This window comes from Janthinobacterium sp. PC23-8 (assembly GCF_002250505.1).
Classification (GTDB): domain Bacteria; phylum Pseudomonadota; class Gammaproteobacteria; order Burkholderiales; family Burkholderiaceae_D; genus Janthinobacterium.
In genome coordinates, this window is record NZ_NJGY01000001.1 from 2,663,068 (window position 1) to 2,683,927 (window position 20,860).

Consider the following 20,860-nt stretch of genomic DNA (forward strand, 5'->3'; position numbering starts at 1 on the left):
ATACCAAGGGCCCATGCTTGAAATTCGTCATCTGCGCACCCTGAGCGCCTTGCGCACGTCTGGCAGCCTGGTGCGCGCGGCACAATTACTCAACCTGACCCAGTCGGCGCTGTCGCACCAGATCCGTCTGCTGGAAGAGCGCTACCAGGCGCCGCTGTTCGAGCGCAAATCGATGCCGATTGCCTTTACGGCCACCGGCAGCCGCCTGTTGGCCCTGGCCGACAAGCTGCTGCCCGAGATCGAACTGGCCGAGCGCGACGTGGTGCGCCTGTCGCAGGGCGATACCGGACAGTTGCGCGTGGCGCTCGAATGCCATACTTGCTTCGACTGGCTGATGCCGGTGATGGATGCGTTTCGCCAGCGCTGGCCGGAAGTGGAGATCGACCTGGTGTCGGGCTTTCACAGCGAACCGGCCGAACTCTTGCGCTCGGGCGAGGCCGATCTGGTGATCGGCTCGCCCTATGGCCCTGATTTCACGGTGTTTCCGCTGTTCCGCTTTGAAATGCTGGTGGTGATGGCGCAAAAGCACCGGCTGCAGGCGCAGCGCCGGCTGGCGGCCGCTGACTTTACAGGCGAGACCCTGATTACCTACCCGGTGCCGGAAGAGCGTATCGACCTGATCCGCGAAGTGCTGCGCCCGAACGGCATCGTCTTCGAGCGCCGCACGGCCGAGCTGACGGTGGCGGTGCTGCAACTGGTGGCCAGCCGGCGCGGCATCGCCGCTCTGCCGAACTGGGCCATCAAGAACTACGTCGATTACGATTATGTGGTGGCGCGGCCGGTGGGCGAGCATGGCTTGTGGAGCGACCTGTACGTCTCGGTGCCGCCGGCGTTGGACGACAAGGCCTATGTGCGCGACTTTGTCAGCGTGATACGTGAACAGTGCGCCGCCTCGCTGGACGGTATCAAGTTGCTGTCCTGATGATCGTTCATTTGGAAACAATCCAACAGAGAGCTTGAGTTATATCAAAAGATTGCAAGGCTCCGCCGCTTAAAGTGGAGCACTGTGCGGCGCAACATGCACCGCTGTCATTTGAGGAGGTATGCAATGTTTTCATTTTCCGAGCAGCTGTCCCAGGCCGGCAAGGCTGTCTATGCCGCGCAACTGAGCAGCGTCCAGGCCCTGACCGAGGCGGCGTTTCAAAGTGGCGCCAGGTTGATCGACCTGCAGCTCGATGCAGCCCGCTCGTCCCTCGCCGCCAGCACGGTGGCAGCGCAGCAATTGCTGTCGGCGCGGGACCCGCAAACGCTGTTGCAATTGTCGCGCACGCAGTCGCAACTGGCCATGGAACGCATCGGTTCCTATGGGCGCCAGGCAAAGGAGGTTGCCCAGGAAAACCAGGAAAATCTCACGGCTGTGACAAAGGGTGAGATTGCTGCATCGCGTCAAAAATTCGGTGAACTCTTGCAAGCGGTGAAGGAGACACCGTTCCCTCTGCTAAACCCGTTCAATAATTTTCTAAAAAGCCCTTTCGGCGCCGCCGATGAAGGGTATGATAAAAACACGCGACCTGGTCATTGACAGGAATCGCGCGGCCCGGCAGCGGCTATCCGCCGCGCCAGGCCGCCTGCCATCACCGCCAGGCCGGCCACCATCGTTGCCGGCCACGCCAGTGGTGCAACTGAAGCAAAGGCGCATGCAATGATGCAGCTTGTTGCGTCTTCCCGGATTCATCAACACCTTGGCCGTCATGGCCAGCATATCGGAGAACTAAATGGATGATGTCGTAATCGTGGCCGCTGGCCGTACCGCAGTGGGCAAATTCGGTGGTAGCCTGGCCAAGATTCCTGCGTCCGAACTGGGCGCGCATGTAATCAAGGGCCTGCTGGCGCAAACCGGCATCGACCCGAACCTGATCGGCGAAGCGATCCTGGGCCAGGTACTGACGGCCGGCGTCGGCCAGAATGCCGCGCGCCAGGCCGTGATCAAGGCTGGCCTGCCGAGCGCCATTTCTGCCTTCACCATCAACAAGGTGTGCGGCAGCGGCCTGAAAGCCACCCACCTGGCGGCGCAAGCCATCAAGTGCGGCGACGCCAACATCATCATTGCCGGCGGCCAGGAAAACATGAGCGCCTCGCCGCACGTAATGAACGGCTCGCGCGACGGTTTTCGCATGGGCGACTTCAAGATGACCGACACCATGATCGTCGATGGCCTGTGGGACGTCTACAACCAGTACCACATGGGCATCACGGCGGAAAACGTCGCCAAGAAATACGAAGTGTCGCGTGCCGAGCAGGACGAATTCGCGCTGCAGTCGCAACTGAAGGCGGAAGCGGCGCAAAAGGCGGGCAAGTTCAAGGATGAAATCCTGCCGCTGGAAATCGCCAACAAAAAAGGCACGGTCGTGTTCGACAATGACGAATACGTCAAACCGGGTTCGACCCTGGAGTCCCTGGCCGGCCTGCGCCCCGCCTTCGCCAAGGACGGCAGCGTCACCGCCGGCAACGCCTCGGGCCTGAACGACGGCGCCGCCGCCGTCATCATGATGTCGGCTTCCACCGCCAAGGAACTGGGCTTGAAGCCGCTGGCGCGCATCAAGGCCTACGCATCGTCGGGCCTGGATCCGGCCTTGATGGGCATGGGGCCGGTCTCGGCCTCGCGCCTGTGCCTGAAAAAAGCCGGCTGGACGCATGAAGAACTGGACCTGATGGAAATTAACGAGGCGTTTGCCGCCCAGGCCATCGCTGTCAACAAGGAAATGGGCTGGGATACCAGCAAGATCAACGTGAACGGCGGCGCGATCGCCATCGGCCACCCGATCGGCGCCTCGGGCGCGCGCATCCTGGTCACCCTGATCCACGAAATGATACGCCGCGACGCCAAGAAGGGCCTGGCAGCGCTGTGCATCGGCGGCGGCATGGGCGTCGCCCTGGCCATCGAACGCGATTAATCGCGGCGAACCAGTTCCGGCAGGCGCTGTGACGCCTGTCGGTAATCATTACAGAATCTACAAATAGCAGAACGACACTGAGGGGATGAAAATGGCAAGAGTTGCATTAGTGACCGGCGGCATGGGCGGTCTGGGCGAAGCGGTGTGTTTCAAGTTGGCGGCACTGGGCTATCGCGTGGTGACCACGTATTCCCCGGGCAACACCAAGGTCGATGAATGGCTGGCGACCACCAAGGACCAGGGCTATGACTTCAAGGCCTATTCTTGCGACGTGGCCGACTACGATTCGGCTGCGGCCTGCGTGGCGGCGGTGGAAAAGGACATCGGTCCGGTCGACGTGCTGGTCAATAACGCCGGTATCACGCGCGACATGACCTTCAAGAAGATGGACAAGCCGAACTGGGACGCCGTGATGGGCACCAACCTCGACTCCGTGTTCAACATGACCAAACCGGTCTGCGACGGCATGGTCGAGCGCGGCTGGGGCCGCATCATCAATATCTCGTCCGTGAATGGCCAGAAGGGCGCCTTCGGCCAGACCAACTATTCGGCCGCCAAGGCCGGCATGCATGGCTTCACCAAGTCGCTGGCGCTGGAAGTGGCGCGCAAGAACGTTACCGTCAACACCATTTCGCCTGGCTATATCGGCACCAAGATGGTGATGGCAATTCCCCAGGAAGTGCTGGACAGCAAAATCATCCCGCAAATCCCGATGGCGCGCCTGGGCAAGCCGGAAGAAGTGGCGGGCCTGGTGGCCTACCTGGCGTCCGATGAGGCGGCCTTTGTGACCGGCGCCAATATCTCGATCAACGGCGGCCAGCATATGTCGTAAGCAGTATTGCAGCACCATCAAAAGGCAGCTTTCGCTGCCTTTTTCGTTGTAGCAAAGGTCAGCTTAACACCAAGCGCCCCGCCAGCAGCACGAACACGGTCGGCAGCACGAACTTGCCGTACGCAGAAGGCTTGCCACGCATGCGCCGCGCCAGGCGCGCGGCCAGCACGGCGTAGACGGCGTCGAACAGCAGGCCGACCAGCACCAGGGCGGCGCCCAGGCGCAGGTATTGCAAGCCCATGCTTTCGCCATTGGCGACCACGAATTGCGGCAGGAACATGCTGCAAAACAGCAGCGCCTTGGGATTGAGCAAATTGGTCAACAAGCCGCGCACGAAACTGGCGCACGCACTGTGCGCCGTGGCCGGCGCCACGCTCGCTTGCGCCGGCTGTGTTGACAGCGCCGCCTGCAGCAGCCGCGCCGCCAGGTAGAACAGATAGGCCGCGCCGGCCCATTTGACCCATTGCAAGGCTTGCGGATGCGTTACCATCAATGCCGCCAGCCCTGCGCCAGACAGGACCACGTGCATGGCGCGCGCGCCGGCGATGCCCAGCGCGGTGACCAGGGCGGTGGCCACGCCGCGCGCAGCGCCCGTCGCCAGCACCAGCGCCATGTCGGGGCCGGGCAATAAAAATGCGCCAGCCAAGGCCAGCAGGTACATCAAAAAGGTAGAATCGGACATGGTGACGGCGGGCAATCAAGTGAACAAGGCGGCAGCGGTGTGCGCAGCGGCTCATTATGTTCTTGCTTAATTGAAATGTGCTTGCTATTTCTGCCCGCCATGTTCTAGTATCTGGGTAGATTCCACCTGTAATAAAACAATAAATAGATGAAAATTTCAGAAGTAAGCCTGGACGCCACTGATTTGCATATTCTGAGGCTGTTGCAGGAAGAGGGGCGCTTGTCCAACGCGCGCCTGGCCGATCGCCTGAAGCTCAGTGAAACACCGGTCTGGCGCCGCTTGCGCCGCCTGGAAGACGAGGGCTTCATTACCGGCTACCAGGCGCTGCTCAACCGCAAGAAGCTGGGCATTGGCCTGGTGGCGTTCGTGCGCATCGTGTTTGCCAACCATGGCAATGAACAGCCGTCGCAGTTCGAGCAGGCCATCCTCTCCATCCCTGAAATTTTGTCGTGCCACAATGTAGCGGGGGAAGCCGATTACTTTTTGCAAGTGGTGGCGCGCGACCTGGAAGCCTATGGCGAATTTGTCTCCAACGTCTTGCGCCGCCTGCCCGGCGTGGCGGAAATCCAGTCGAGCCTGTCGATGCGCGAAATCAAGTCGTCGAACCGCTTGCCCGTGCCGCTGGCCTGAACCCTGTCCATCCTGGTGATCTAGTGAGTAATGCCATGCCCGAGTCGCTGTCCCCCCTGTTTCCCGCCTTGCTGCCGAATCAACATGGCATGCTGGCCGTCGACGCGCTGCACACCATTTACTGGGAAGAGTGCGGCAACCCGGACGGCATACCCGTGCTGTTCCTGCACGGTGGCCCCGGCGCCGGCCTGTCGCCGCAGCATCGCCGTTTTTTTGACCCGCAGCGCTACCGCGTGATCCTGTTCGACCAGCGCGGCGCCGGCAAGTCCACGCCACTGGGCGAGTGGCGCAACAACACGACGCAGTTGCTGATCGACGACATCGAACAGCTGCGCGTCCGCTTCGGCATCGATCAATGGCTGGTGTTCGGCGGCTCCTGGGGTTCGACCCTGGCGCTGGCGTATGGCGAGGCGCATCCCGAAGCCTGCCTCGGTTTCGTGCTGCGCGGCATCTTCTTGTGCACGCAGGCCGAGATCGACTGGTTTATCGAAGGCGTGCGCTGGTTCTATCCGGAACTGTACGAGGAATTTGCCGCCCTGATTCCCGAACAGGAGCGCGGCGACCTGCTGGGCGCCTACGTCAAACGCATCCTCAGCAGCGACCCTGACGTGTACTGGCCGGCCGCGCGCGCCTGGAGCCGCTTCGAAGGGCGCCGCGTCTACCTGATGCCGCAACCCGAAGAGTCGCCCAACGATGCGCTCGACCTGGGTGTGGGCCGGCTCGAATCGCACTATATGGCCAAGCTGGGCTTCTTCGAGGAAGACCAGCTGATCCGTCAATTGCACCGCATCGCGCATTTGCCGGCGGTCATCGTGCAAGGGCGCTACGACGCCATCTGCCCGCCGCTGTCGGCCTACCGCCTGCACCAGGCCTGGCCCGGTTCGCAGCTGCAGATGATCCCGGACGCCGGCCACGGCGCGCTGGAGCGCGGCATCGCCTCGGCGCTGGTGAGCGCCACGCAACGTTTCGAGCCGGGCCGCGGCTTCGCCTAGCCGGTGCGGCGCGGTGGCCTGGCTGATCAAGCGCCGCGCCTGCTACACTAGCGCCTGTGCCGGCACCGGCGTCGGCGCCAGCGTGAACCATTACCTTTATCCATGAACATACAGATCGGCGACATTGGCCACATCATCCAGCTGGCGATTGCGCCGGTATTCCTGCTGACCGGCATCGGCACCATGCTGGTGGTGCTGACCAACCGCCTGGGCCGCATCATCGACCGCACGCGCGTGCTGGAAGACCGGCTCGACATCGGCTACAACGACTTTTATATGGATGAGCTCGATACACTGTACCGGCGCACCCATCTGATCAATTATTCGATCTCCCTCAGCACGGCGTGCGGTTTCTTCGTGTGCGTCATTATCGCCATGCTGTTTTTGGGCGATATTCTGAACCTGACCCTCGATAAATACATCGCCGTGTTTTTCGTGCTGGCCGTGATCTGCCTGATCGGCTGTTTCACTTACCTGCTGCGCGAGATTTATCTTGCCGCCACCGCCCAGCGCATCCGGCGCCATATCCGCCCGCCACGCTAGGCTGGCCGCGCCGGTTTTATCATCCCCCATATTGAAGATTGAGTCTGAGCATGCACGATTACCAACGTCCCCCCACCTTGCACCGCTACGGCCAGCGCAGCGAACTCGAACTGGCGCTGAGCCTGGGCCAGTTCCGCCTGACCCCGGTCGGCAATTGCCTCACCCTGAGTTTTTCCCAGGTGTGGGACAAAAAACTGTTCGACCTGTTCGCGCCGGCCGACAGCTGCCTGATCATCCATAACACGGAAGAATTCGGCGAACGCCTGCACCGCGCCGTGCAGCGCACCTTGCCCAGCTGGGCAGGCATCGACGGCCTGGTCGAATACGGCCAGCGCGCGGCGCTGGGCGCGGCATTTACCAAGACGCGCGAAGAAGCGGTCGAGCAGGAATGGCTGTTCGCCTGGCGCTCGATGCAGCCGCAGGCCAGCCTGAACCCGGTGACGGTCAAGCTGGGCAAGCTGGAAAATTACGCCGAGCTGCGCGACCGCGACACCTATTTGGCCTGAACGGGCGCCGGCTGGCTGTCGATGCGCGCCATCACGGCGCCCATCATGCGTTCGATATCGCCGCGTATCATGGTCGTGCCCAGCATGCCGGGCACATAAAAGCCCGGCATCAGGCGGCTGGAAAAAACGATGCGGGTGCCGCCCGTCTCGGGCATGGGGCTCAAGGCCCAGCGTGACTCATAGTGGCGCATGTCGCCGGAAATGAGGTCGATGTCGATCGCCGTCATCGGCGTTTCCATGGCCCGCACCACCAGGTGGATCGGGTGGTTCATGAACAGGAAGCGGGCCATGCCCTGCTGTTCGATGACCACTTCATTGCCATTGCGCGACAGCACGCGGCAGGAACTGAGGTCGGGCACGAATTCGCTCATGCGCTCGTAGCCGGTCAGGGTTTTCCAGACGGCGGCGGGCGCCGCCTGTACCACGGCATTGGCATTGACTTCATACATGTGCTGGGCGTCCACCTCGACCCGCCTGACTTCGACCTTGAGGCGCGGCGTGTCCAGGCGGGGCGCTTGCGCCAGTGCCGGGGTGGACCAGGGCAGGGTGCACAACAGCAGCAGGCTAAACGTTAATCGCATCATGCAGGCTAGCCTACGGGAAACTGTCGCCTGGCACAAGCTGCGCGCGCCGCCAAGGTACGCTTGCGCACCTAATTAGAACCCCGGGTCTACAGAAAAGCGCTGCGCGCGCGGGCAATGCTTGCTACCGTACGCCTGCTGGACGTCGCCGCCGCACGTTCCCATTTTTCTGACTGGCCAGGCCTGACATGACCCCCTATCCCCACCTGCTGGCCCCGCTCGACCTGGGCTTTACCACCTTGCGCAACCGCGTCATCATGGGTTCCATGCACACCGGCCTGGAAGACCGTTTTTATCACTATGGCAAGCTGGCCGCCTTTTACCGCGAACGCGCGAAAGGCGGGGTGGGTCTGATCGTCACGGGCGGCATTTCGCCGAACCGGCAAGGCTGGCTGCTGCCGTTTGGCGGCACCATGAATTTTATCGGCGACGTGCTCAATCACCGCAAGGTCACGCGCGCCGTGCATGAAGAGGGTGGCAAGATCGTCATGCAGATCCTGCATGCGGGCCGCTATGGCTACCAGCCTTTGGTGGTCTCGGCGTCCGCCAAAAAGTCGCCGATTTCGCCGTTCCGTCCGCGCGCGCTGACCGAACGCGGCATCGAACGCACCATCAGCGCCTATGTGCGCTGCGCGCGCCTGGCGCAACAGGCCGGCTACGACGGCGTCGAAGTGATGGGCAGTGAAGGCTATTTGCTCAACCAGTTCCTGTGCGCGCGCACCAATCTGCGCCTTGACCGCTGGGGCGGCGATATCGCCAACCGCATGCGCCTGGCCGTCGAGATCGTGCGCCGCATCCGCGCCGCTGTCGGGCCGCACTTCATCATCATGTACCGCCATTCGCTGCTCGACCTGGTCGAAGGCGGCAATACCTGGGACGAGGTGGTGATGGTGGCCAAGGCGCTGGAACAGGCCGGCGTGACCATCCTCAACAGCGGCTATGGCTGGCATGAAGCGCGCGTGCCGACCATCGTTACCTCGGTGCCGCGCGCCGCCTTTGCCAGCGTGGCGGGGCGCTTGCGCAAAGAGGTGACGATCCCGGTGGTGGCCTCGAACCGCATCAACATGCCGCAGGAAGCGGACGATATCCTGGCGCGCGGCGACTGCGACCTGGTATCGATGGCGCGCCCCTTCCTGGCCGACCCGGATTTCGTGGCAAAAGCGGCGCTTGGCCGCAGCGATGAAATCAATACCTGCATTGCTTGCAACCAGGCCTGCCTCGACCATACGTTTGCGAATCAGCGCGCCAGCTGCCTGGTCAATCCGCGTGCCTGCCATGAAACGGCACTGGTGTACGTCAAAAAGGCGGTGGTGAAAAAGGTGGCGGTGGTGGGCGCCGGCCCAGCCGGGCTGTCGGCCGCCACCGTGGCCGCCGAATGCGGCCACCAGGTGACCCTGTTCGACGTGGCGCCCAAGGTCGGCGGCCAGTTCAGGGTGGCGATGCAGATTCCCGGCAAGGAAGAATTCGCCGAAACCATCCGCTACTTTGAACGCCGGCTGGCGCTGTTGCACGTCGAGCTGCGCCTGGGTCAGCGCGTGACGCGCGAGCAATTGCAAGCTGGCGGTTTTGACGAGGTCATCGTTGCCACCGGCGTCAAGGTGCGCCTGCCGGCAATTCCCGGCATCGCCCACCCCAGCGTGCTGAGCTACCTCGACGTGCTGCAGCACAAGGCGCAAGTCGGCAAGCGGGTGGCCGTGATCGGCGCTGGCGGCATCGGCTTTGATGTCAGCGAGTACCTGCTGCATGACCCGGCGCAGCCGCTGCCGCAGCCGGTGGCCACTTGGGCCGGCGAGTGGGGCGTGGACCTGAACGCGGCCACCGGTGGCGGCCTGGTAGCGGCGCAGCCGGCCGTGCCGGTGCGGCAGATTTTCCTGTTGCAGCGCAAGACCAGCAAGGTCGGCGCGGGTCTCGGCAAGACCTCGGGCTGGGTCCACCGCGCGGCGTTGGCCAGGAACGGCGTGTGCATGCTGGCCGGCGTGGTCTACGACAAGATCGATGACCAGGGTTTGCATGTCACCATCGGCGGCGTACCGCGTTTGCTGGCGGTCGACAATGTGATCATCTGCGCGGGGCAGGACAGCCTGACGGAACTGATGCCGCCGGCCGGTGAGCAGGGCGGTCCGCGTTTTCACGCCATCGGCGGCGCCGCCCTGGCGGCCGAGCTCGATGCCAAGCGGGCGATACGGGAAGGGGCGGAGCTGGCGGCGCGCTTGTAAGAACGGCCAACCCGCGCCGCGCCAACTCAGTGGCCGTGCCCTTTCTTCTCCGTATCAAAACTGTGCAGCACATGGTCGATCATGCCATTGGCCAGTTCGTGCTCGCCAATAAACACCTTGCCGGCGTTTTCCGCTCGCAGCAGTTCGGCTTCTTCCTCGCTGTGCGTGCGCACCACCGTCAAAATCGCCGGGTTCAGCGCGCGCGCCGTTTCGATCATGGCGCGCACGTGGAAGGTGTCCGGCGTGGCGATCACCAGCATGGTGGCGTGCGTGATATGGGCCTGGATCAGCACGGCCGGTTCGCCCGCATTGCCGGCCACGGCGGGGATGCCGTCCTTGCGCAGCTGGTCGACGATGTCGCGGTTTTCCTCGGCCACCACAAAATGGATGCCGCGCTCCATCAGCGCTGCCGCAATACGCCGGCCCACGCGGCCATAGCCGACCAGCACCACCTGGCCATGCAGTTTTTCCTGCGGCACCGTCATCGGCAGTTCGGCCAGCGGGTCATTCGTGCGCTCGAACTGGCGCGCGAAGTCGCTGTTGCCGATCACGCGCAGCAGCGGCTTGGCCATGCTGAATACCACCGGGTTGAGCGCGATCGACAGGATGGCGCCGGCCAGGATCAGGCTCTGGCCTTCCTGCGGCATCAGGCCCAGCGACAGGCCCAGGGCGGCCAGGATAAACGAGAATTCACCGATCTGCGCCAGGCTGGCCGAGACGATAATGGCGGTCTTCGGCGGATAACGCAGCGCGATCACCAGCAAAAAGGCGGCGATCGACTTGCCGAAGATAATGATGGCGCACACGGCCAGCACTTGCAGCGGTTTTTCGATCAGGATCGCGGGCTCGAACAGCATGCCGACCGAGACAAAGAACAGCACGGCGAACGCGTCGCGCAGCGGCAACGATTCTTCGGCGGCGCGGTGGCTCAGTTCCGATTCGCGCAGCACCATGCCGGCAAAGAAGGCGCCCAGCGCGAACGACACGCCGAACAGTTTGGTCGACGCGTAGGCGATGCCGACGGCGGCGGCGATCACGCACAGGGTGAACAGCTCGCGCGAACCGGTGCGCGCCACCTGCCACAAGATCCATGGAAACAGTTTGCGGCCCACCACCAGCATGAAGATGATAAAGCCGGCCACCTGGCCCAGGGTAATGGCCAGGGTGCGCCACAGGCTGGCTTCTTCGGCGCCGGGCGCCACCGTGCCGCCCAGGGTGCCCGCAAACGCCGGCAGCAGCACCAGCACCAGCACCGTGACCAGGTCTTCCACCACCAGCCAGCCGACGGCGATGCGGCCGTTCAGGGAATCGAGGATGCCGCGCTCCTCGAGCGCGCGCAGCAGCACCACGGTACTGGCCACCGACAGCGCCAAGCCAAAGATCAGGCCGCCACCGAGGCTCCAGCCCCACCAGTGGGCCAGGCCCATGCCCATTGCCGTGGCGACGGCGATCTGCAAGACGGCGCCCGGCAGGGCGATCTTGCGCACGTCCCATAAATCCTCGATGGAAAAATGCAGGCCGACTCCGAACATCATCAACATCACTCCGATCTCTGCCAATTGCCCGGCGATCTGCGCATCGGCCACAAAACCGGGTGTCGCCGGTCCGATGACGATGCCGGCGGCGAGGTAGCCGACCAGGGCCGGCAGCTTCATGCGGGCGGCGATAAAGCCAAAAACGAGGCCAACCCCGAGGGCGGCGGCAATGGTGGTGATCAGACTGATGTCGTGGGGCATGCGTTGTGGGTTCCTTATCGGTGCGGAGAGAAAAAGATGTTGCTCAGCGAGTAAGTATAAACGCTGGAAAGCCCGCTCTGGAACATTTCCTGGGCTTTGACGGCAAAAAACGCGTGCCGCATCTTCGTCCAGGTAGCCGCGAACGCATGCCTATCCACCTGAAACTGCACCCAATTGCAGTGATCTGGCGTTTTTCAACGCAGGCCGGGTCAGAGCTTGCGCAGCACCACGCAGCCGATGGAGTAACCGGCGCCGAACGAACAGATCACGCCCAGGTCGCCCCTTGCCAGGTCCGCTTGATGTTTGTGGAAGGCAATAATCGAGCCGGCCGACGAGGTGTTGGCATAGCTGTCGAGGATCACCGGCGCTTCGCCCGGCTCGGCGTCGCGGCCCAAAAGCAGGCGCGCGATCAGCAAATTCATGTTCAGGTTGGCCTGATGCAGCCAGTAACGGCGCACTTGCGGTACCTCCACGCCGGCCTTGGCCAGGGTCGCCTTGATCATCTCGGCGGCCATCGGGCATACTTCCTTGAAGACCTTGCGGCCTTGCTGACGGAATAACTTGTCCGCCTGTCCCACGCCGGACTCGTCAAAACGGTTCAGAAAGCCGAAGTTATTGCGGATGGCATTCGAAAAGCGGGTTTTCAGTTCCGTGCCGATGATCTCGAACTTGTGTGCGGACACGGCCGTTTCTTTCGCTTCGACGACGATGGCGGTGCAGGCGTCGCCAAAAATGAAGTGGCTGTCGCGGTCGCGCCAGTTCAGGTGGCCGCTGGTGATTTCAGGATTGAGCACCAGCACCGCGCGCGCCTGGCCGCTTTGCACGGCGGCCACCGCCTGCTGGATGCCGAAGGTGGCCGACGAGCACGCCACGTTCATGTCGAAACCGTAGCCGTCGATGCCCAGCGCATCCTGCACTTCGACCGCCAGCGCCGGATAGGCGCGCTGCATATTGCTGCAGGCGACCAGCACCATGTCGATATCGGCGGCGCTGCGGCCGGCGCGGGCCAATGCGTCGCGCGCGGCGGCCACCGCCATTTCAGCCTGGATCGAGATCTCGTCGTCGGCGCGCTCGGCAATGCGCGAGACCATGCGCGCCGGATCGAGGATGCCTTCCTTTTCCATGACATAGCGCGACTTGATGCCGGATGCCTTTTCGATAAATGCCACGCTCGACAATTCCAGCGCCGTGGCGGTGCCGGCGGCGATCGCCTCGGCATGGTCGGCATTGGATTTTTCCGCATAGGCATTGAAGCAGACGACCAGCTCTTCGTTGGAGATCGAAAATGGCGGCGTGTACAGGCCGGTACCGCTGATGACGACTTGTTTCATGGAGTAGCTTTCAAATTGGGCAATCGACGCGATGCCGACAAGTGAAGCAAATTTTACACAAACAGGATCGGCTTGAGACAGTTTCGTTGCGGGGAAAGGCGGGATAGTTTGCGCAAGGCGGCGCAAGGTGGGACGAACCGGAACCAAGGCAGGGGCTGGCCCTGCCTTGATCGGTCATTATTTCTTCTGGTCTTTTTTTACATCCGCCTGCACCACCACCGGCTCCGCCTTGGCCAGCCGCACCGGCAAGCCCTTCAGATGGTTCAGCGCCTGGGTCAGCTGGAAGTCGTCCTTGCTGCCGAACTCCAGCGGCTTGCTGTTCTTTTCCAGCGCCATGATGCGCAACTGCTCTTCCATCTCGTCGTTGACGGGGGCGGCCTTGGCACTTTCCTTGTCGCGGTCATTGCTCAGGTGCTTTTGCAGGTCTGCTTCGCGCATGCGCAGGCTGTTCAGACCATCGCCTTCGGCCGTTTCATCGACCAGCAGGTCGGGCACGATGCCCCGGGCCTGGATCGAGCGGCCTTTCGGCGTGTAGTAGCGCGCCGTGGTCAGCTTGACGGCGGTGTCGGCCGTCAGCTGGCGGATGGTCTGCACCGAGCCCTTGCCGAAGGTTTGCGTGCCAATAATGGTGGCGCGCTGGTAGTCCTGCAGGGCGCCGGCGACGATTTCCGAGGCTGAAGCCGAGCCGGTATTGACCAGCACCACCAGCGGCACGTTTTTCACTGCCGCCGGCAATTTCGCCAGCGCATCGCCCTCGGAGCGGAAGGTATAGTATTCCGGGCGGCCATAAAACACCTGTTTCGATTCGGCCACCTGGCCATTGGTCGAGACGATGGCAGCATCTTTGGGCAGGAAGGCGGCCGAGACGCCGATCGCGCCTTGCAGCACGCCGCCCGGATCGTTGCGCAAGTCCAGCACCATGCCCTTGATATGGGGATCTTGCTGGTACAGCGCCGTGATCTGCGCCGCCAGGTCGTCCACGGTCGGCTCCTGGAACTGCGACACGCGCAGCCAGGCATAGCCCGGTTCGACCATTTTCGACTTGACGCTCTTCTGGTGGATTTCTTCGCGCGTGATGGTAAACGACAGCGGCTGCGGCTCGTCCTTGCGCGCAATGGTGAGCGTTACCTTGGTGCCCGGTTCGCCGCGCATGCGCTTGACGCTGTCTTCCAGGCTGACACCCTTGACGGGCTGGCCATCGAGGCGCGTGATCAGGTCGCCGGCCTTGATGCCGGCGCGATAGGCGGGCGAGTCCTCGATCGGCGAAACGATCTTGATATAGCCGTCGTCGCTGACGCCAATTTCAATGCCCAGGCCAACGAACTTGCCTTCGGAGCCTTCGCGCAGCTCGGCGTAGGCTTTCTTGTCCAGGTAGGCCGAGTGCGGGTCGAGCGAAGCGACCATGCCGGAAATGGCCTCCGTCAGCAGCTTTTTGTCTTCCACCGGTTCGACGTAATCGGACTTGATCAGCCCAAACACCTCGGCCAGCTGGCGCAGTTCCTCGAGCGGCAAGGCTGGCTCCACGCTTTTTTGCGCCATCGCCGAAAACTGCAGCGACACGGCGATGCCCGCCACCACGCCCAGGCCGATCAAGCCGCTGTTTTTAAGTTTGCCCATGAATTCCGCTTTCGTCTGGTGTGTTGCCGCGGCGCCAGTCCCCCTGGAGCGGCGCCCGCTTGAAAGTATAGTCCTCAATGAGCGCTGGCGCTGCAGGCGCGCAGCTAATGGCAGTGTAGGCGCAAACAGCGGCGTGCAAGCTTGCCAAATGTAGCGCTTGTGTACAGTCGTGTAGCGATTGTCTTGAGGGGAGTAAGCATTTGTAAGAGTCGAAAAAAAGCGTAGCCGGCCGCCCTATAGTCAATCCGCATTCTCGACACGAAGTGGTTTTGCCTGCGTCTTCGGACGCAGGCTTTTTTTTATCCGGAGCATTCCAAAGTGACAACCTTGACAAGCTTGATGAAACTGCCTGCCTTGCGCCTGTGCGCCGCCCTGGTGCTGGGTGTGGCGGCCGCCACCGCCTCGGCCGTGCCGATCGCCGAGATGCGGCTGCAGGACCTGCTGCCGATGGCGCCCGACTTCAAGACCGAATTGAAGCTCAATGCCAACCAGCAGATCCTGTGGCAGAAAGTGGAAAACAGCACGCGCCAACTGCTGCGCGAACGCCAGGCGCGCCGCGAACGGCTGCAAGCCGGCGTGCAGCAGGCGCTCGCTGTGCCCAACGTCGAACTGCGCGAGCTGGTGGCCGGGTTGGACAATGAAGCGACGCTCAGCCTGGCGGAAGAAAAGCAGGTGCGCGAATGGTGGCTGAGCGTCAACGATGCGCTCGACGAACGCCAGCGCCAGGCGGTGGCCGTGTTTATCGCCGGCCAGATGGCGCGCGTGATGGATGGCCCGCTGCCGCATGCCGAGTCGCACGGACGCGAAGGCGGCCAGCCGGGCGGGCGCAAGGGCGGTGGCAAAGGCGGCATGGGGAGTGGCGGCGCGACCATGAATTTCCCGGGGATGTGAGGTTCACTGAGGCATAACGAGACGCCAGGGTGGTCAAGCCGGGGCCTGCGTGCTACATTCTTTGACGCCCCGTCTTGACGCCCCGTCTTGACGCGCGCGGTGCGGCGGGCTATCCGCCCGTTCTTCTTTTTGACCAGCCCCATAAGGACTTTCGTGAAACGATATCTCTTGAGCAGCCTGACCCTGACCCTGTTGGCTGCGTTTGCCCACGCCGCTCCCACCCCTGTTTCCGGCATCGAGGTGCAATACATCGACCCGGCCGTGCGCGTGCAGGACGACTTCTTTACCCACCTGAACGGCAAGTGGCTGGCCACCACCGAGATTCCTGCCGACAAGTCGAGCTGGGGTTCGTTTGCCAAGCTGCGCGACGACACCACGCCGCAGCTGCGCGGCATTATCGAAGCGACGCAGCAGGACAAGAACAGGAAGGCCGGTTCCGAAGCACAAAAGATCGGCGACCTGTACGCCAGTTACATGGATGAGGCACGCCTCGACGCGCTGGGCGTGAAACCGTTGGCAGGCGAGCTGAACCGCATCCGCTCGCTGCGCGACAAGAAAGGCGTGCCGGGCCTGATCGCCCACCTGAGCCAGAACGGCGTCTCGACGCCGTACGCGATCTACGTGGGCCAGGACGCGCGCGAGTCGACCAAATATGCCGCCTATGTCAGCCAGAGCGGCCTGGGCATGCCGGACCGCGACTACTACCTGGAGGCCAGGCAGGCAGGCGTGAAGGAAAAATACCAGGCGCACGTGGAAAAGATACTGTCGATGGCTGGCGACAAGCATGCTGCCGCGCACGCCAAGGCCGTGGTGGCCCTGGAAACATCGCTGGCCGAAGTGCAATGGACCAAGGTCGAGAACCGCGACCCCGTCAAGCGCTACAACAAGACTTCGATCGCCACATTGAATGAGCTGACGCCAGGCTACGACCTGAAAGGCGGCCTGGCTGCCGCCGGCATCGCCAACAAGGTCGACTACGTGATCGTCAACCAGCCGAGCTACCTGGCCGGCTACAGCAAGGTATTGGCTGGCGCCGACCTCGATACCGTGAAAGCGTATTTCGAATGGCAGTTGCTGCGCAGCTATGCTACTTACCTGTCGCAGAACTTTGTCGACGAGAGCTTTGGCTTTTACGGCACCGTGCTGAGCGGCGTGACGCAGAACCAGCCGCGCTGGAAGCGTGGCGTGGCGGCCGTCGAAGGCGCCTTGGGCGAAGCCGTCGGCAAGCTGTACGTGGCGCAATACTTCCCGGCCGAGCGCAAGGAACACATGCAGGCACTGGTAAAAAACGTGCTGGCCGCCTACCAGCAAAGCATCGACACCCTGGACTGGATGAGCCTTGATACCAAGAAAGAGGCGCAAGCCAAGCTGGCCAAGTTCACGCCCAAGATCGCCTACCCGAACAAATGGCGCGATTATTCGAAACTGCAGATCGCGTCCAATGATCTGGCCGGCAACATGATGCGCGCGGCGAACTTTGCTTCGGCGCGCCAGGTGGCCAAGCTGGGCAGGCCGATCGACCGCGAAGAGTGGGGCATGACGCCGCAAACGGTGAACGCCTATTACAGCTCGACCATGAACGAGATCGTGTTTCCGGCGTCCATTTTGCAGCCGCCGTTCTTTGACGCCAATGCCGACGACGCCGTCAACTATGGCGCCATTGGCGCCGTGATCGGCCATGAAATCAGCCACGGTTTCGATGACAAGGGCAGCCAGTCCGATGGCGACGGCAACCTGCGCGACTGGTGGACGGCCGAAGACCGCAAGAACTTCGCCGCCAAGACCGATGCGCTGACCAAACAGTACGATGGCTACAGCCCGTTGCCCGGCTACAACGTCAATGGCGCGCTGACCCTGGGCGAAAATATCGCTGATAATTCCGGTGTGGCGATCGCCTACAAGGCCTATAAAATTTCGCTCGCTGGCAAACCTGCGCCGGTGATCGACGGCTTGACGGGCGACCAGCGCTTCTACATGGGCTTTGGCCAGGTATGGCGCAGCAAGATGCGCGAAGCGCAACAGATCGTGCAGATCAAGACCGACCCGCATTCGCCGGGCCAGTACCGCGCCAACGGCACCATGGTCAACCAGCCGGGCTTTTATGAAGCGTTCGACGTGAAACCGGGCGACAAGATGTATGTCGCACCGGAAAACCGCGTGATTATCTGGTAATCGGCAAAACGTAATCATGTAACAAAAAAAAGACCACCCTCGCGTGGTCTTTTTGGCATTCCCGGCAAAGTTTTCCGTCCCCTTGCGGCCGGTATGCTACAGTCGAAAACCGGGCCAGAAGCCTAGGGCGTTCTGACCCTTCTATTCCACCCAATACAAGGATTATCCGTGAATCGACATTTGTTAAGTGCATTGACCTTGAGTTTGCTGGCCGGCGTGGCGGGCATGGCCAACGCTGCCGATACCAGCAAGAAAGCCGAACCTGCCACCACTGTCGCCGCCACTGCGCCGGCGGGCCTCGCTTCCGGCATCGCCATCGAATATATCGACCCGGCCGTGCGCGCCCAGGACGACCTGTTCCAGCACCTGAACGGCAAATGGCTGGCCGAGACCGTGATTCCCGCCGACAAATCGAGCTGGGGCAGTTTCGCCAAGCTGGCCGATGACACGCAGACGCAACTGCGCGGCATCGTCGAAGGCGCCGCCGCCGACAAGGCTCGCGCAGCAGGTTCCAATGCACAAAAAATCGGCGATTTTTATACCAGCTTCATGGACGAAGCCAAGCTGGAAAGCCTGGGCCTCACCCCCTTGAACGCCGAACTGGCGAAGATCGCCGCGCTGCAGGACAAAAAAGAACTGCCGGCCGTGATCGCCCACTTCAGCAAGCTGGGCGTGACGTCGCCGTATGACTTCTCCATCCACCAGGACGCCAAGGATTCGACCAAGTACGTGGCCGATATCGTGCAAAGCGGCCTGGGCCTGCCGGACCGCGATTACTACCTGGAAGCGGCCAAGGCCGACACCCTGGCCAAGTACACGGCCCATGTGGAAAAAATGCTGGCCCTGGCCGGCGACAAGAATGCGACCGCCAACGCCAAGGCCATCGTGGCGCTGGAAACGGAGCTGGCGCGCGTGCAGTGGAGCAATGTCGAGAACCGCGACCCGGTCAAAGCCTATAACAAGGTGGAGCTGGCGAAACTGGCGCAAGTGGCGCCCGGCTACGACTGGAACCGCTACCTGGCGGACACCGGCATTGCCGGCAAGGTCAGCTATGTGATCGTCAGCCAGCCCAGCTATCTGAAAGGTTTCACGGCGATAGCCGAGAAAACCCCGCTCGAGACGTGGAAAGCGTATTTCCAGTGGCACTTGCTGCACGCGAACGCGGCCTACCTGCCGAAAGCCTATGTCGATGAAAACTTCGCGTTTTACGGCACCACACTGACGGGCGTGACGGAAATGCGTCCGCGCTGGAAGCGTGGCGTGGGCGCCGTCGAAGGCGCGCTGGGCGAAGCCGTCGGCCAGCTGTACGTGGCACAATATTTCCCGGCCGACCGCAAGGTGCGCATGGAAGCGCTGGTCAAGAACCTGATGACGGCGTACAAGCAGAGCATCGACAAGCTCGACTGGATGAGCCCGGTCACCAAGAAGCAGGCACAGATCAAGCTGTCCAAGTTCACCACCAAGATCGGCTACCCGAACAAATGGCGCGATTACTCGACCCTGACGGTGGTGCCGGACGATTTGATCGGCAATATCCAGCGTTCGCACCTGGTCAACTACACGCGCGAACTGAACAAGCTGGGCCAGCCGATCGACCGCGACGAATGGGGCATGACGCCGCAAACCGTCAATGCCTATTACAACCCGGAAATGAACGAAATCGTCTTCCCGGCCGCCATCCTGCAAGCGCCGTTCTTTGACGCCAATGCCGACGACGCCGTCAACTACGGCGCCATCGGCGGCGTGATCGGCCACGAAATCAGCCACGGCTTCGACGACCAGGGCGCCCAGTACGACGGCGACGGCAATCTGCGCGACTGGTGGACCAAGGCCGACCACAAGAACTTCGCAGCCAAGACCGCGCAACTGGTCAAGCAGTACAACGGTTTCAGCCCGGTCAAAGGCCACCATGTGAATGGCGAGCTGACCCTGGGCGAAAACATCGCCGACAACTCCGGCGTGGCGATCGCCTACAAGGCCTATAAATTGTCGCTGAACGGCAAGAAAGCCCCGGTCATTGACGGCTTTACGGGCGAGCAGCGCTTCTACGCAGGCTTTGCCCAGGTATGGCGCATGAAGATGCGCGAAGCGCAGCAACTGGTGTTGCTGAAAACCGACCCGCATTCGCCAGGCGAATTCCGCGCCAACGGCACCATGCGCAACCAGCCGGGCTTCTACCAGGCCTTCGGCGTGAAGCCGGGCGACAAGATGTACCTGCCACCGAAAGACCGCGTCATCATGTGGTAATGTCTGAAAGGTAATATTTGAAGCCGCCCCGCTGTCACCAGCCGGGCGGCTTTTTGTTGCGCGGCGCTGGCGGCTGACGAAAAAAAACCGCTCGGCAAGGAGCGGTTTCTTCCTGGGAAAACCCGTTTATTTGGCAGGCTCTGCCGCTGGGGCCGCCGCGCCATCGGCGGGCGCTGCCGGCGCCGGCACTTCCGGCTCCTTGAACTTGCCGCCGGCGGCATTGGCCATATAGACCACGGCGCGCGCCACTTCGACATCGTCCAGGTCCGGATTGCCGCCCTTGGCCGGCATCGCGCGCAAGCCTTCGAGCGCATGTTTCAGCACCGTGTCATAACCCTGCGCCAGGCGCGCCGTCCAGGCGCCCGCATCGCCGAACTTCGGCGCACCGGCCACGCCGGCGCCATGGCAGGCCACGCAGGTCGAGGTGTACACCGCTTCGGCGCTTTGCAGCACTTTCGGACCGCTGGCGTCCTTGAAGGTATAGCCGGCATTGGCCACCGGACTCAGGCGTTCGGCAATGGCTTCGGCCGACTGGCTTTCCGAACCAGCCCCCGTCAGCTTCTGCGTCGTGACGAACTGCACCAGCAGGATGATGCCGATGACGGTGACAAGAAAGAAGCCGGCGACGGCGGCCAGCAGTTGTTTAGGCGTTTTGATCGCTGATTGTTGTTCGTTATGTGCGTCGCTCATGATGTCCTTAGTCCAGATTCAAAGCCGTGGGCCGTGTATGTTGGCATTTTTACATGCCGCAATGTAAACCTTTATACAACCCCCGATTATAGGCATAAAAATTGAGCAATGACATGCATTTACCAGCGATACGACAGTTTCCGTAGACGCAGGTAAAGAAAAACGGTATCCTTCGCTTCACTTCAGAAATTCCCCTACGCGGCTGTAGCTCAGTGGATAGAGTATTGGCCTCCGAAGCCAAGGGTCGTGGGTTCGATCCCCGCCAGCCGCACCAGTCAAATCCAGGCGCTCGCCAGATTT

At 62.2% G+C, this 20,860-nt stretch carries 18 protein-coding genes and 1 tRNA gene; 13 read left to right on the top strand and 6 right to left on the bottom strand.

The genetic code is table 11. From position 1 onward, the window contains the following. Positions 1-13 precede the first annotated feature (13 nt). The 4 genes from CD932_RS11475 to phbB all read left to right on the top strand — a co-directional run bounded on the left by CD932_RS11475 (position 14) and on the right by phbB (position 3,726). Positions 14-922: a LysR family transcriptional regulator gene (locus CD932_RS11475; RefSeq protein WP_094442755.1), complete on the top strand. Its 909-nt coding sequence runs from the start codon at positions 14-16 to the stop codon at positions 920-922. 126 nt (positions 923-1,048) lie between these two features. Then, positions 1,049-1,522, top strand: coding sequence for a phasin family protein (locus tag CD932_RS11480; protein ID WP_176460929.1), 474 nt, complete (start codon positions 1,049-1,051; stop codon positions 1,520-1,522). A gap of 193 nt (positions 1,523-1,715) precedes the next feature. Further along, a complete protein-coding gene (locus CD932_RS11485) occupies positions 1,716-2,894 on the top strand; it encodes an acetyl-CoA C-acetyltransferase (protein ID WP_094442757.1) in 1,179 nt (392 codons plus the stop codon). Positions 2,895-2,985: 91 nt separating this feature from the next. Continuing rightward, positions 2,986-3,726, top strand: a complete 741-nt coding sequence (gene phbB, locus CD932_RS11490; RefSeq protein ID WP_094442758.1) for an acetoacetyl-CoA reductase — start codon at positions 2,986-2,988, stop codon at positions 3,724-3,726. A 58-nt stretch (positions 3,727-3,784) separates the two neighbouring features. Here phbB and CD932_RS11495 read toward each other — a convergent pair whose 3' ends face one another. Next, positions 3,785-4,408, bottom strand: a complete 624-nt coding sequence (locus tag CD932_RS11495) for a LysE family translocator (RefSeq protein WP_254926556.1) — start codon at positions 4,406-4,408, stop codon at positions 3,785-3,787. A 147-nt stretch (positions 4,409-4,555) separates the two neighbouring features. On the opposite strand from CD932_RS11495, the gene CD932_RS11500 reads away from it, so the two are divergent. From CD932_RS11500 to CD932_RS11515, 4 genes are all read left to right on the top strand, one after another. After that, the gene (locus CD932_RS11500) at positions 4,556-5,038 is read left to right on the top strand and encodes an Lrp/AsnC family transcriptional regulator (protein ID WP_094442759.1); all 483 of its coding nucleotides are present in this window, start codon (positions 4,556-4,558) and stop codon (positions 5,036-5,038) included. 35 nt (positions 5,039-5,073) lie between these two features. Beyond that, positions 5,074-6,030, top strand: coding sequence for a prolyl aminopeptidase (pip, locus tag CD932_RS11505; protein WP_094442760.1), 957 nt, complete (start codon positions 5,074-5,076; stop codon positions 6,028-6,030). A 102-nt stretch (positions 6,031-6,132) separates the two neighbouring features. Then, on the top strand, positions 6,133-6,573 hold the full coding sequence (locus tag CD932_RS11510; RefSeq protein WP_094442761.1) for a DUF2721 domain-containing protein: 441 nt from the start codon (positions 6,133-6,135) through the stop codon (positions 6,571-6,573). Between the two features lie 50 nt (positions 6,574-6,623). Next, positions 6,624-7,079 (top strand): hypothetical protein, encoded by a 456-nt coding sequence (locus tag CD932_RS11515; RefSeq protein WP_094442762.1) that lies wholly within the window; start codon positions 6,624-6,626, stop codon positions 7,077-7,079. On the opposite strand, the gene CD932_RS11520 is transcribed toward CD932_RS11515, so the two are convergent. Continuing rightward, positions 7,067-7,663, bottom strand: a complete 597-nt coding sequence (locus CD932_RS11520; RefSeq protein ID WP_369679828.1) for an SRPBCC family protein — start codon at positions 7,661-7,663, stop codon at positions 7,067-7,069. The two genes, CD932_RS11515 and CD932_RS11520, sit on opposite strands and share 13 nt — an antisense overlap. A gap of 185 nt (positions 7,664-7,848) precedes the next feature. On the opposite strand from CD932_RS11520, the gene CD932_RS11525 reads away from it, so the two are divergent. Then, positions 7,849-9,876: an NADPH-dependent 2,4-dienoyl-CoA reductase gene (locus CD932_RS11525; RefSeq protein ID WP_094442763.1), complete on the top strand. Its 2,028-nt coding sequence runs from the start codon at positions 7,849-7,851 to the stop codon at positions 9,874-9,876. A 26-nt stretch (positions 9,877-9,902) separates the two neighbouring features. Here the strand turns inward: CD932_RS11525 and ybaL are convergent, their stop codons facing one another. From ybaL to CD932_RS11540, 3 genes are all read right to left on the bottom strand, one after another. Further along, positions 9,903-11,612 carry a YbaL family putative K(+) efflux transporter gene (gene ybaL, locus CD932_RS11530; RefSeq protein ID WP_094442764.1) on the bottom strand — a complete coding sequence of 570 codons (1,710 nt, stop codon included), beginning with the start codon at positions 11,610-11,612 and terminating at the stop codon, positions 9,903-9,905. A gap of 209 nt (positions 11,613-11,821) precedes the next feature. Then, positions 11,822-12,943 (bottom strand): beta-ketoacyl-ACP synthase III, encoded by a 1,122-nt coding sequence (locus tag CD932_RS11535; protein ID WP_094442765.1) that lies wholly within the window; start codon positions 12,941-12,943, stop codon positions 11,822-11,824. A 177-nt stretch (positions 12,944-13,120) separates the two neighbouring features. Next, positions 13,121-14,560 (bottom strand): S41 family peptidase, encoded by a 1,440-nt coding sequence (locus CD932_RS11540; RefSeq protein ID WP_094442766.1) that lies wholly within the window; start codon positions 14,558-14,560, stop codon positions 13,121-13,123. Between the two features lie 339 nt (positions 14,561-14,899). On the opposite strand from CD932_RS11540, the gene CD932_RS11545 reads away from it, so the two are divergent. The 3 genes from CD932_RS11545 (at position 14,900) to CD932_RS11555 (ending at position 19,870) form a co-directional block, all read left to right on the top strand. After that, on the top strand, positions 14,900-15,451 hold the full coding sequence (locus tag CD932_RS11545) for a hypothetical protein (RefSeq protein WP_094442767.1): 552 nt from the start codon (positions 14,900-14,902) through the stop codon (positions 15,449-15,451). 153 nt (positions 15,452-15,604) lie between these two features. After that, positions 15,605-17,623 carry a M13 family metallopeptidase gene (locus CD932_RS11550; RefSeq protein WP_176460930.1) on the top strand — a complete coding sequence of 673 codons (2,019 nt, stop codon included), beginning with the start codon at positions 15,605-15,607 and terminating at the stop codon, positions 17,621-17,623. Between the two features lie 168 nt (positions 17,624-17,791). Next, complete coding sequence (locus tag CD932_RS11555) at positions 17,792-19,870, top strand: M13 family metallopeptidase (RefSeq protein WP_094442769.1); 2,079 nt, start codon at positions 17,792-17,794, stop codon at positions 19,868-19,870. Between the two features lie 126 nt (positions 19,871-19,996). On the opposite strand, the gene CD932_RS11560 is transcribed toward CD932_RS11555, so the two are convergent. Beyond that, positions 19,997-20,560, bottom strand: coding sequence for a cytochrome c5 family protein (locus CD932_RS11560; protein ID WP_094442770.1), 564 nt, complete (start codon positions 20,558-20,560; stop codon positions 19,997-19,999). Positions 20,561-20,758: 198 nt separating this feature from the next. Here CD932_RS11560 and CD932_RS11565 point away from each other — a divergent pair. After that, positions 20,759-20,834, top strand: a tRNA-Arg gene (locus CD932_RS11565). Positions 20,835-20,860 lie beyond the last annotated feature (26 nt).